This is a genomic window from Salinispora tropica CNB-440, assembly GCF_000016425.1.
Lineage (GTDB): Bacteria > Actinomycetota > Actinomycetes > Mycobacteriales > Micromonosporaceae > Micromonospora > Micromonospora tropica.
Genome location: NC_009380.1, coordinates 2,513,424 through 2,525,120, shown reverse-complemented (window position 1 = coordinate 2,525,120; position 11,697 = coordinate 2,513,424). Strand labels below are relative to the sequence as shown.

At 69.1% G+C, this 11,697-nt stretch carries 12 protein-coding genes; 3 read left to right on the top strand and 9 right to left on the bottom strand.

What is annotated here, in order from left to right; genetic code table 11:
* Position 1: 1 nt before the first annotated feature.
* Complete coding sequence (locus STROP_RS11225; RefSeq protein ID WP_187151595.1) at positions 2–637, bottom strand: HAD family hydrolase; 636 nt, start codon at positions 635–637, stop codon at positions 2–4.
* A 355-nt stretch (positions 638–992) separates the two neighbouring features.
* Here STROP_RS11225 and STROP_RS11220 point away from each other — a divergent pair, with 355 nt between their 5' ends.
* Positions 993–2,405: an MFS transporter gene (locus tag STROP_RS11220; RefSeq protein ID WP_011906111.1), complete on the top strand. Its 1,413-nt coding sequence runs from the start codon at positions 993–995 to the stop codon at positions 2,403–2,405.
* Between the two features lie 41 nt (positions 2,406–2,446).
* Here STROP_RS11220 and rfbA read toward each other — a convergent pair whose 3' ends face one another.
* Together rfbA and STROP_RS11210 are read right to left on the bottom strand one after the other, a co-directional pair.
* Entirely contained in the window at positions 2,447–3,319 is an 873-nt protein-coding gene (rfbA, locus tag STROP_RS11215; RefSeq protein WP_011906110.1) for a glucose-1-phosphate thymidylyltransferase RfbA, read from the bottom strand.
* 184 nt (positions 3,320–3,503) lie between these two features.
* Positions 3,504–3,971 carry a helix-turn-helix transcriptional regulator gene (locus tag STROP_RS11210; protein WP_026274911.1) on the bottom strand — a complete coding sequence of 156 codons (468 nt, stop codon included), beginning with the start codon at positions 3,969–3,971 and terminating at the stop codon, positions 3,504–3,506.
* Positions 3,972–4,088: 117 nt separating this feature from the next.
* On the opposite strand from STROP_RS11210, the gene STROP_RS11205 reads away from it, so the two are divergent.
* Positions 4,089–4,412, top strand: coding sequence for an acyl carrier protein (locus STROP_RS11205; RefSeq protein ID WP_018830122.1), 324 nt, complete (start codon positions 4,089–4,091; stop codon positions 4,410–4,412).
* An 18-nt stretch (positions 4,413–4,430) separates the two neighbouring features.
* Here the strand turns inward: STROP_RS11205 and STROP_RS11200 are convergent, their stop codons facing one another.
* From STROP_RS11200 to rfbB, 6 genes are all read right to left on the bottom strand, one after another.
* A complete protein-coding gene (locus STROP_RS11200; RefSeq protein ID WP_011906108.1) occupies positions 4,431–5,405 on the bottom strand; it encodes an LnmK family bifunctional acyltransferase/decarboxylase in 975 nt (324 codons plus the stop codon).
* 121 nt (positions 5,406–5,526) lie between these two features.
* Positions 5,527–6,510 carry an acyltransferase domain-containing protein gene (locus tag STROP_RS11195; protein WP_011906107.1) on the bottom strand — a complete coding sequence of 328 codons (984 nt, stop codon included), beginning with the start codon at positions 6,508–6,510 and terminating at the stop codon, positions 5,527–5,529.
* Entirely contained in the window at positions 6,492–6,737 is a 246-nt protein-coding gene (locus STROP_RS11190) for an acyl carrier protein (protein ID WP_026274910.1), read from the bottom strand. Before STROP_RS11190 ends, STROP_RS11195 begins: the two co-directional genes overlap by 19 nt.
* A gap of 8 nt (positions 6,738–6,745) precedes the next feature.
* Positions 6,746–8,032 carry a ketosynthase chain-length factor gene (locus tag STROP_RS11185; protein ID WP_011906105.1) on the bottom strand — a complete coding sequence of 429 codons (1,287 nt, stop codon included), beginning with the start codon at positions 8,030–8,032 and terminating at the stop codon, positions 6,746–6,748.
* A complete protein-coding gene (locus STROP_RS11180; RefSeq protein WP_011906104.1) occupies positions 8,029–9,300 on the bottom strand; it encodes a beta-ketoacyl-[acyl-carrier-protein] synthase family protein in 1,272 nt (423 codons plus the stop codon). The genes STROP_RS11185 and STROP_RS11180 overlap by 4 nt, the downstream gene beginning before the upstream one ends.
* Positions 9,297–10,304, bottom strand: a complete 1,008-nt coding sequence (rfbB, locus tag STROP_RS11175) for a dTDP-glucose 4,6-dehydratase (protein ID WP_011906103.1) — start codon at positions 10,302–10,304, stop codon at positions 9,297–9,299. The genes STROP_RS11180 and rfbB overlap by 4 nt, the downstream gene beginning before the upstream one ends.
* 174 nt (positions 10,305–10,478) lie before the next feature.
* On the opposite strand from rfbB, the gene STROP_RS11170 reads away from it, so the two are divergent.
* Positions 10,479–11,690, top strand: a complete 1,212-nt coding sequence (locus STROP_RS11170; RefSeq protein ID WP_011906102.1) for a DegT/DnrJ/EryC1/StrS family aminotransferase — start codon at positions 10,479–10,481, stop codon at positions 11,688–11,690.
* Positions 11,691–11,697: the final 7 nt, after the last annotated feature.

The window sequence follows — 11,697 nt, the reverse complement described above, 5'->3', positions numbered from 1 at the left end:
GTCAGGCGAGCGGTTCCCCGAGCAGCGCCGCGAGCAACTCCAGGTCAGCCGCGGCCAGGCTCGCCAGCTGGTGTACGCCGGCACAGGGCTCCACCGGTACCTCCACCGGTACCGCGAGGACGGCCGCACCGGCGGCGAGGGCACTGGCCACACCGGTCGGGGAGTCCTCAATCGCCACGCACCGCCCGATCGGCACACCGAGCAGCCGAGCGGCGGTCAGGTAGGGCATCGGGTGCGGCTTGGCCGAATCCACCTCGTCCCCGCACACCACCGCGTCGAAGCTGTCCCGCCCCAGGGTGTCGAGGGCGACCTCCACCAACGCCCGCCCGCTGGAGGTGACCAGGGCGGTCGGGATATCCGCGGTCCGGACGGCTCGCAGCAGGGGCAGCGCGCCGGGGCGCCACTGCAGCCCGCTGCGGAACAGCTCCAGGATCCGTTCGTTGATCCATGTGGCGCTCGCCCGCGGGTCGCGTTCCGGCTGGCCCAGGTCGTCGTGCAGGAGTCGCATCGAGGCTGCCATGCTCGTTCCGATCATGGCCCGGCGGGCGGTATCGGAGAGCACGCCGCCGTAGGCGACTGCCAGCTCGTGTAACGCGGTGTCCCACAGCTTCTCGCTGTCCACCAGCGTGCCGTCCATGTCAAAGAGGACAGCGGCAGGGTATTGGGCGCTCAGCGTGGGCCTCCTCCAGGTCGGTGTAGCCACCGATGCTGCCAGCTACCACCCCCGGCCTCGACGCCGGACCGGTCGCCGGTGACATACGCCGCTGGCCAGAAAGCAGCCGGCGGGAAGTACCGCTCGGCAGCCGGGCCAACACCGAACTCGCGCCACCAGCTGTGGGCTGTTCCAGCCAGGACCGCTTCCAACGCGGCCGAGCTCCATCGCGAATCGTTGGTGGGTGCATGACCGTTTTCGCAGCCTGTCGGGCAACCCTGTCGTGACCGCGGAGCATCAGCAGGGAGCGCCGCCGCCTCGGACGGGATCGGGTCGTCCGGTGCCGCGGAAGCCGGTAGTGGCGGTGAGCACGTTGGTGACCTTCATCACGGGGCTCAACATCGCCCTGGTCGTGATCGCAATGCCGACGATCCGTACGACGCTTGGGTTGGATTCGAGCGCCCAACAGTGGCTGGTCTCGGCGTTCTACCTGGCGGTCGGCCTGGTGTTGGTGCCCGCGGGTCGGTTCGGTGACACACACGGCCGGCGCGCCATCTTCGTGACCGGCATGGCGGCCTTCGCCGTGGCGAGCGGGGCCGCGGCTCTCGCGTCGCACGAGGCGTGGCTGATCGCCGCCCGGTTGGTGCAAGGGGCGGGCCTCGGGCTGGCACTCGCGCAGATGTTCGGGACGATTCAGCGGATGTTTGCCCCCCAGGAGCGGGGGCTACCGTTCGGGGCGGTCTCCGCGGGGATCAATGCCGCGCGGGTAGTCGGTCCGGTGCTCGGCGGCGGGCTGGTCGCTGTCGGGGGTACCGAGTGGGGCTGGCGGTGGGCCTTTCTGGTCAACGTGCCGTTCGGGATCGTCATCGCGATCCTCGGGTGGCGGTTGTTTCCGGTCGCGGAGCGGACCGACCGGCCACGGATGGACGTGGTGGGGGCCATCCTGCTGATGGTCGGGCTGGGCTTGGTCTGGCTGGCCCAGGGCGACCAGCTACCGGCGTGGTTGACCTGGACGATTCTGGCCACGGGGGCGGCGGCACTGGTGGGGTTCGTGCGGTGGGAGAAGCGATACGCCCGCCACGGGGTGCCGATGTTCGACATGAGGCTGTTCCAGTTCCGATCGTTTTCGACGGGAATGATCATCGCCGTTTTCTACACCGCCGGTTACGACGGCATCTACTACATCATGTCGGAGTATCTGCAACACGGGCTCGGGCATGACGAACTGGTGACCGGTATCGCGCTCACCCCGCTGGCGCTGGGAGCCGCCATCAGTTCCGTGATCGCCGGATCGAAGGCGGGGCGGCTGGGCCGACCATTGGTGGTTTCGGGGCTACTCCTCGCGGCGGTCGGGCTCATCGCGCTGCTCGTCGCCGATCTCTTTCTCCCCGGCCCGGACTCCCCACACGCGGCCACGCTGCCGCTGCTGCTGGCCGGACTGGGCGGCGGGCTGATCACCTCGGGGGTGGCCGGCGGCCTGGTGATCGCCCCGAACCTGACCGTAGCCCTCTCCCCCGTGCCAGCGACCGAGGGCGGAAGCGCTGGCGGCATGCTCGAGACCGGGCAGGCGTTCGGAGGCGGTCTGGGAGTCGGGCTCGTCGGCACGGCTCTCTTCGCGAGCCTTGACCGGACCGGCGACTGGTTGACCGCCTTCCGCATTCCGATCCTGGTCATCGTTGCACTCTTCGCCGTCGCGCTGGCGGCCGCCCTGGCCAACCTGCTCTTCCCGGACCAGAACGTTCCCCGTTCCTGACCGATCGGCTACCTGCTGAACCCACCAGCGCAGCGGGGGGATCAGCCCGCTTCCGCAGCCACGTTCAGGACGTACCGGCCATAGTCGGTGTGCGCCAACTCGGCGCCGAGAGCGTGACAGGCCTCGGCGTCGATGAAGCCCATCCGCAGGGCCACCTCCTCGAGGCAGGCGATGTGGATGCCCTGCCGCTGCTCGAGGGTCTGCAGGTACTGGCTGGCCTGGAGCAGCGAGTCATAGGTGCCAGCATCCAGCCAGGCCAGCCCCCGACCCAAGTCGACCAGTCTCGCCTTACCCCGCTCGAGGTAGACCTGGTTGACCCGGGTGATCTCGACCTCGTTACGCGCCGACGGACGAACATTCTTGGCGATATCCACCACGTCGTTGTCGTAGAAGTACAACCCGGTGATCGCCCGGTTCGACCGGGGCACGCGTGGCTTCTCCTCGATGGAGATGAGCCGCCCGGTCGCGTCGGTCTCCCCCACCCCGTACCGCTGCGGGTCGGTGACCGGGTAGCCGAACAACACGCAACCATCGATATCTCGGCTCTCCGCCTGCAGCCGCTCCGAGAACCTGTAGCCGTGGAAGATGTTGTCGCCCAGGATGAGGGCGACCGGGTCGGAGCCGACGTGCTCCGCGCCGATGATGAAGGCGTCGGCCAGGCCCCGCGGAACCGGCTGGGCGGCGTACGAGACTGACAGTCCGAACCGAGAGCCGTCGCCGAGGAGCCGCTCGAACAGCGGCAGGTCCCGTGGCGTGGAAATGATCAGAATGTCCCGGATCCCGGCGAGCATCAGCACCGAGAGGGGGTAGTAGATCATCGGTTTGTTGTAGACGGGCAGGAGCTGTTTGGACAGCGCCAGGGTCACCGGGTGCAGTCGCGTCCCCGAGCCGCCGGCCAGGACGATGCCCTTCACATGAGTCCTCCTCACCGCGGGATGTTGTCCGTGTCGTCCCGCCGGGCGGCTGCCGCGGACGGGCGCAGCCACCCTCGGCTGGGGCCGGGTAGGCAAGGACTTCCAGCCGACCGATCGCTACCCGGCAGAAGTCTGGCCGGCGGTGCTCACGCAGCACTCAAGCCGGGCTCGGGTCGTCCGGGGTTCAGGCCGGTTGCCGCTCCCCCGCCCGCGTCTGCCGGCTCCGCACCGGCCGAGTCACCTGCTTCGACACGCACGACGGCATCCCCGCCGTCGCCTCCGACGCCATCCGTCGGTAGGTGCTGGGGGGCACGCCCACCAGTTCGGTGAACCGACTACTGAACGTACCCAGCGAGGAGGATCCGACCGCGAAGCAGACCTCCGTAACGGTCATGTCGCCCCGGCGCAGCAACGCCATCGCCCGCTCCACCCGCCGGGTCAGCAGGTACGCGTACGGCGACTCTCCGTAGGCGAGGCGGAACTCACGGCTGAGGTGTCCGGCCGACATGTTCACCCCGCGGGCCAACGCCTGCACGTCCAGCGGCTGCGCATACTCCCGGTCGATACGGTCCCGTACCTGCCGCAGCCGCGCGAGATGGCGCAGGCGGAATCGGGCGTCGTTCGCCTCCGGGTTCGGCTGCTGAGCATGCACAAACGTATTCTGCAAAGACTCCACGGCCCCCGTCCAGCCGTTGGCCGTCGACTCGCCGGGACGGGGTTCGATTCACCCTCGAGCGCCCCCGGAGGTCCGGGCCGCACGATCGGCACGATGCGATCCGAAAACGGTCCGGATGCGGCACCGGGCGCCGGCAGCCGCATCGACAGCGAGGTGAAGGAGTCGGTCGTGCCGCCGATCACGTTGCGGGAGCTCGAGCTCCTCATGCGCCAGTACGTCTGGGACGGGGACTGGCAGTCGTTCGAGCACGCCCCGGACCAGCCCTTTGACGAGCTGGGGTACGACTCATTGGCCCTGCTGGAGACGCACAGCCGAATCAAGCGCGACTACGGCGTCGTGATCTCCGAGGACGACCTGGAACGCGTGCACACGCCTCGCGCCATGGTCGAGTTCATCAATGACCACCTCAGGGCGTGACGGCGGGGCCACCCGCCGTCAGTCCGCTGGATGGGTGATGCGCTGACGCGCCACGGCGAGCAGGTTGCCGTCGTGGCCGCGGCGTAGACTCACGTCGACTACATCCTCACCCGAGGCGTCTCGGTACGTCATGACCTCGACATCGAGCAGATCGTCGGCGTTGGCGTTGGCGACCAGGCAGACCTGCCGGTCTCGGACCCGTCGGCCAAGGAAGCTCTCCACCGACCGCCCGAGGGTGCGCCACAACTGCAAGACGGCCCAGTCCACGATCGAGAAGTACGACGCGAAGTACAGCAGACCGACACCGTTCAGATCGCGGCTGGCGCTTACCTGGTAGGTCAACGCCAAGCAGACCTGCGGCGGTGGCTCCCCCACAGCCCGGAACCCTGCGGCTCGGCGGACACTCGACACGATTCGTCGCGGCGTGTACTGGTCGGCGATCAGCTCCAGGTGATCCGCCCGGAAGCCGACCGGCGTGGCCCGCCGCAAGCCATGGTTTGTTCCATCTCCGGAGCGTTGAATCCACCGGTTGAACGTCTCGACGTGCAGGCACCCGGGTGTGTCGTACCTGAAGAAGTCATCCGTGCTGGCAGCGGCCCCACTCGGCACCGTGCCGGACTCCCCCTCGTGGCGGCTGACCTGATGCACGGTCAACACCGAATCGCCGCCGCAGGAGAAGACCTTGGAGCGCACCCGCAGTCGGTCGCCGAAGGTCAACTGCTCGACGGACAACTCCCGGCAGGCCTGAACCCGGAAGTACGCGAAGGAGAGGTAGACCGGGTTACCGGCGGGGTCCACCGCGGAGTAGGGGTCGAGGTGGCAGGCGGCGCCCACCGCGTCCCACGTCCAGTCCCCGAGCTGACCAACGAAGAGCGAGTTGGGGCCGCACATCGCCGGGGTAATCAACTCGACGCGTCCCCACCAGTCGCCCGGGCCGCGAACCAGCGCCGGGCGACCGACCTGGGTGAACGGGGCCGGTTGGTAGGTCACCATTTCGCCTCCACGATTCTTCGCCAGGGGGCCGCGTCCCCCTGGCGTAGCCGATGTTCCGGAAGCCCGTCCCGAACTCACACCAGGTCCGGTCAAGCAGTATTCGATCCGCCCCACTGACCGATCAGGGCGGGGACATCCCGAGGCGCGCAGCGGCCGCGGCGAGTTGCCCGGCTTCCCGGGACGGATCTGTCGGCGGGCCGAGCAGCGCCAGCACCTCGGTGTGCCCGGAGCGAACCTGCGGTAGCCGCCGAGCCAGTGTCGTCAGGCCGATACCCGGGCCGCACTCGACCAACAGCTGTGGCCCCGCGCCCGCCAGGGTCGTCAAGGCCGGCCAGAACAGCACCGGGTGCACCGGATGACTCGCCCAGTACCCGGGGTCCCGTGCCTCGGCGTCAGTCAGGTAGCCGGCGGTGTACCCGGAAACCAGGGGTATCTGTGGCGGCCGGGCCGGCAGGCTGGCCAGCAACGGGCCGGCCGCGACCGCCACCGGGCGGAGTAGCTCACTGTGGAACGGCACCGTTGACGGCACCGAAGCCCAGGTGTATCCCGCACGCCGGAGCGCGTCCAGGGTTGTCCGCAGTGGCTCGACCGCGCCCGCGATCACCGTCTGCCGGGGCGCGTTGACCGCGCCGATGTCGACCCCCGACCGGAGGTGGGGCTGCACCTGCGCCTGGGACGCGGCGACGGCGGCCATCCCGCCCGCCGGCACCGTGGCGAACTGGCCGACCCGATGCTGCACGATACGGACCGCGCTGGCCAGATCGAAGATTCCCGCCAGGGTCGCGGCGGCCAACTCGCCGATGCTGTGCCCAAGCAGAACCGACGGCCGCAGGCCGCCGTCCATCAGAAGCCGGCCGAGCGCATAGTCGATGGCGAAGAGCAACGGCTGGGAGCGATCGGCATGGTCGATCGGCACCCGGGGCGACGGGGCGAGCCAGTCCGACCGTAGCTCGTCTCCGGCCGGCCCCATCAGCAGGAACACCTCGTCCATGACCCCCGCGAACGCCGGAACGTCGCGGTACAGCCCGGTACCCATCCCCTGGTACTGGGCACTCTGACCCGGCATCAGCAGGGCCAGCGGGCCGGTCAGGCCGCCGACAGGCATCGGTTCACGAGGTCAACCAGCTGCTGCGGCGTCTCCGCCTCGCTCAACGCCTGCTCCGAGAGGTCAACGCCGTACTCACGCCGGATCACGCTCTGGGTCTCCAGGAGCGCGAGGGAGTCGTAGCCGAGGTCAGCGAAGGCCCGTTCGGGGGCCTGTTGGAACGAGTCCGTGGACTCGTCGTCCCCCGCACACGTGTGCATGATCTCCTCCAGGGCCGACAGTGTCATCTGTTTCATCACGATTCCCCCTCCTGATCGGGTGGGCGCTCTACGGCCGGTGACTCCGGCTTCTCCGGTAGGGCCGGGGCCACGGCACCAGGACGGAGCACCATGGCGGAGTTGAAGCCGCCCCGGCCCCGGGCCAGCACCAACGCATGCCCTGGCCGCCATGGCCGGGGCACACCGGTGACGAGATCCAGCCGGGTGCCCGGGGCCACCGTGTGCACATTGACCGTCGGCGGAATAAGCCCGTCTCGCATCGCCAGCAGTGCGCTGGCGAGATCGACCGGAGCGCCGCCGGAGCTCATCCGTCCAGTCATGGTCTTCGGGACCGTGACCGGCACCCCCTGCGGACCGAAGAGATCCGCGATGGTCTCGGCCTCGGCGCGGTCGTCGGCCGGCCTTCCGGAACCATCCGCGAAGACCACCCCGACCTCCCGGGCGGTCACCCCCGCGTCGGCGAGAGCGGCCTCCACCGCGCGGCCCAGACCCCGCTCACCGCCGTGCCGGATCGCAGCGTCGAACGTCGCGGCGTACCCAGCGATCTCCCCGTAGATCCGGGTACCGCGACGGCGGGCCGCTGCGGCCTCCTCGACCACCAAGACCGCACCGCCCTCGCCGGGGACCTGGCCCTGGGCGCGGATGTCGAAGGGCAGGTAGGCGGTGCGCGGATCCTCGTCGGTGCTCAGCGCCCCGTCGCTCATCCGGGCAACCCACCCGTACGGGCAGAAGGAGCTGTCGAAGCCGCCGGAGAGCATCAGTCGTGCTCCCTTGCGGATGTTGCGCCGGGCCTGCGCAACCGCGTCGAGTCCGCCGGCCTGGTCACCGACGACGACGCCGGCCGGGCCGCGCATGGTGTGCCGAATGGACAACTGCCCGGTGTTGACGGCGTAGAACCAGGCAAACGACATGTAGACGCTGACGCGCTCCGGGCCGGAACACCAGAGATTCTCCAACTCCCGCTGGCCATACTCGAAGCCGCCGAACGCCCCGGCCATCGCCACCCCGGTCTCGCCCGGGTCGTAGGTGCCGGGTTCCACCCCGGCGTCGGCCAAGGCCCAGGCCGACGCCGCGAGGGCGAGCTGGGTCATCCGGTCGGTCTGCGGTAGCAGCCGGCGGGGCAGGTACTCGGCCGGATCGAAGTCGTCGATCTCGCCACCCAGCCGAGCCGGATAGCCCCGTACGTCGAAGCGGCGGATGGGACCGATGCCGGATTCGCCGCGGAGCGTCGCGTCCCAGAAGTTCTCTGTCCCGGCTCCGTTCGGCGCCGCGACGCCGATGCCGGTGATCACCGCTGTCGTCATGCCGGACCCGTGCCCAACCGGGTGAGCACGATCGCGCTCTGAAAGCCGCCGAAGCCGCTACCAACGCTCAGCACCGTGTCGAGCCGCTGCTCCCGAGCATGCAGCGGAACGTAGTCCAGGTCGAGCTCGGGATCCGGCTCACGCAGGTTCGCGGTGGGCGGCACGACACCCTGGTCGAGGGCGAGGGTGCAGGCGGCGATCTCAATCGAGCCGATGGCCCCGAGTGAGTGACCGATCATCGATTTGATCGAGCTGACCGGGGTCCGGTAGGCGTGGGGACCAAGTGCCCGTTTGAGCGCCGCGGTCTCATGTCGATCGTTCTGCCTGGTCGCCGTGCCATGGGCGTTGACGTAGTCAACGGACTCAGGCGGGCGCCGGCCCTCCGCCAGGGCCGCAGTGATGGCGGCGGCCATCTCGGCACCGTCGGGCCGCAGGCCGGTCATATGGTAGGCGTTACTCCGCGAGGCGAAGCCGGCGATCTCGGCATAGATCCGGGCACCGCGGGCTCGCGCATGCTCCTCGGCCTCCAGCACCAGCGTGGCCGCCCCCTCGCCGAGGACGAAGCCGTTCCGGGTGCGATCAAAGGGCCGCAACGCGTGTGCCGCGTCGTCGTTACTCGGCGAGGTTGCCCGAATAGCGTCGAAGCAGGCGACCGTGATCGGCGAGATGGGCGCGTCGGTACCGCCGGCGACCATCACATCAACAGCGCCCTCTCGAATCAGATCGGCCGCGTGGCCGACCGCGTCCAGACCGGAGGTGCACCCCGCCGAGACCGCGGTGACCGGGCCCTGGGCGTTGCATTCCGCGGCAACCTCCGCAGCCATCGAGCCGGGCATGAAGTAGTCGTAGAGGTGTGGACTGGCGTACCGGTGATCCAGGACCCACTCCCGCCCGGTGTCGCTGAGGGCGAGGTACTCGGACTCCAGGTTGCAGGTGGCGCCGACGGCAGTGCCAAGACTGACGCCGACCCGGGTGGGGTTGAACCGATCCGGCTCCAAGCCACTGTCGACGATCGCCTCCCTCGTCGCTACCAGCGCGAACTGGGCGGCTCGGTCCAGCCGGCGACGCTCCCGGTGGGACAGTTCGGCCTGAGATGCCTCGAAGTCCACCTCGGCGGCGATCCGCGACCGAAACCCCGCAGCGTCAAAGGCGGTGATTGGCCGGGTCGCGGTCCGGCCGGCGGTGATCAGGTGCCAGAACGCCTTCGTACCCACGCCACCCGGCGCCACGACACCGAGGCCCGTGATCACCACCCTTGGTGCGCTCACCGGGGCACCGCCACGGTCGATCCGACGTTCTCCCGGCCCGGTCGCATACGCTCCGCCCACCAGGCGCGGTTGTCCTGGTACCAGCTCACGGTCGCGGCCAGGCCCGACTCGAACGACACCTGTGGGGCGTAGCCGAGTTCACGGCGGGCCTTGCCGTCATCGAGGCAGTAGCGCCGGTCGTGTCCCTTCCGATCAGTCACGAGCCGGACCGCGTCCCAGCTGGCCCCGCAGAGCTCCACCAGTAGAGCGGTCAACTCTCGGTTGGTCAGCTCGACGCCACCACCGAAGTGGTAGATCTCGCCCTCACGACCCTTCTCCAGCGCCAGCTGTACCCCGCGGCAGTGGTCCGCGACGTGCAGCCACTCCCGGACATTCAGGCCGTCACCGTAGAGCGGCACCGGCTGGTCGGTCAGCAGGTTGGTGACAAAACGCGGGATCACCTTCTCGACGTGCTGGTACGGCCCGTAGTTGTTGGTGCAGCGGGTGACCACCACCGGCAGTCCGTACGAGCGGTGATAGGCGCGGGCGAGCAGATCGGCCGCGGCCTTCGAGGCGGCGTACGGGGAGTTCGGCAACAGCGGATGCTCCTCCGACCAGGAGCCCTCGGCGATGGTGCCGTAGACCTCGTCCGTCGAGACCTGCACGATCCGTCCGATGCCCAGACGCCGGCAGCACTCCAGCAGGGTCTGGGTACCCAGCACGTTGGTCGTCGTGAACGGCGACGCATCCTCTAGTGACCGGTCCACGTGGCTTTCGGCCGCGAAGTGGACGACCGCGTCGTGCCCCGGCAGCAGGTCGAGGAGCAGGCCCCGGTCGCCGATGTCGCCCTGGACAAAGGTCAGCCGACGGTCCGCCACCGGCAGGTTCGTCCGGCGACCCGCGTACGTGAGGAGGTCCAGGACGGTGATCTCCGCGTTCTCGTAACCCTGATAGGCGCCGTCGAGGAGGGTGCGTACGTACTGTGAGCCGACGAAGCCGGCTCCCCCGGTCACGAGGATTCTCATGCCTGCGAGCCTTGCTGGACGCGACCGACCCCGGGTTGAGATCCACTGGAACGACGGTGGAGCGGTCCGGCGCGCTGCCCGGCGGAGCACCCCACCAGCCCGGCTCCACCGTGGTACGAGCACGGTGGGCGATGGTGCACGTCCGACAGCTCGTACGGCTTTGGAGGCCCGCGCGTGAAAAACACGGTCGCTGATCTCGCCGTCCTCGGCGGGACTCCGACGTTCCCGCAGGTGCTCCAGGTGGGAACGCCCAGCGTGGGAGAGCGGTCGCGGTTGTTCGAGCGGCTGAACACCGCACTGGACAACAGGTGGCTCACCAACGGAGCGCTGGTCAGGGAGTTCGAGGAACGCATCGCCGAGCTGGCGGGCGTGCGGCACTGCGTGGCGACCTGCAGCGGCACCATGGCGCTGCAACTGCTCTACCAGGCTACCGGGCTCACCGGCGAGATCATCATGCCTGCGATGACCTACGTGGCCACCGCGCATGCCGCCTCGATGCTGGGGCTGACGCCGGTCTTCGCCGACATCGATCCGGAGACCGGATGTCTCGACCCGCAGCAGGTGGAGACGGTGCTGACACCGCGCACCTCGGGCATCGTCGGCGTACACCTCTGGGGCCGGCCCTGCGCGGCGGACGAGCTGGAAAAGGTGGCCAAGGAGCACGGCCTGACACTTGTCTTCGATGCGGCGCACGCACTGGGGTGCAGTCATCAGGGCCGCCGGATCGGTGGCTTCGGTAGTGCGGAGATGTTCAGCTTCCATGCCACCAAGGTCGTCAACTGCTTCGAGGGCGGGGCCGTGGCGACCGACGACGATGCTCTCGCCGGGGAACTTCGGGTGCTGCGTACCTTCGGGATCACCACCGACGGCCGTAGCCTGGGTGTCGGCACCAACGCCAAGATGACCGAGGCCTCCGCGGCGATGGGACTGACCTCGCTGGACGCCTTCACTGAGACCATGCGCCACAATCGTGCCAACCACGCACGCTACTGTTCTGCGTTACGCGGGTGCAGTGGCCTCACCGTCGTCGATTTCGACGAGGCCCAGGATCCCAACTGGCAGTACGTCATCGTCAAGATCGACGAAGCGGTCACCGGCATCCACCGCGACCTGGTGATGCGAATACTCCGGGCAGAGAATACGGGCGCGCAGCGCTACTTCTCTCCGGCCTGTCACCAGCTGGAGCCCTACCGCTCCCAACGTCCGGTCCCCCTGCCGCACACCGAGCGCCTGGCGGAACAGGTTCTCGCCCTGCCGACCGGCCCTGCGGTCTCCGCGGTGGACATCGACCGAATCTGCAGCATCGTGCGGTGCGCAGTCTCCCACGGACCAGAGCTCGCCGACCGGCTCGGCCCGAGCCCCACCCGCCCATTCGCCATCTCCTAGAAAGCTG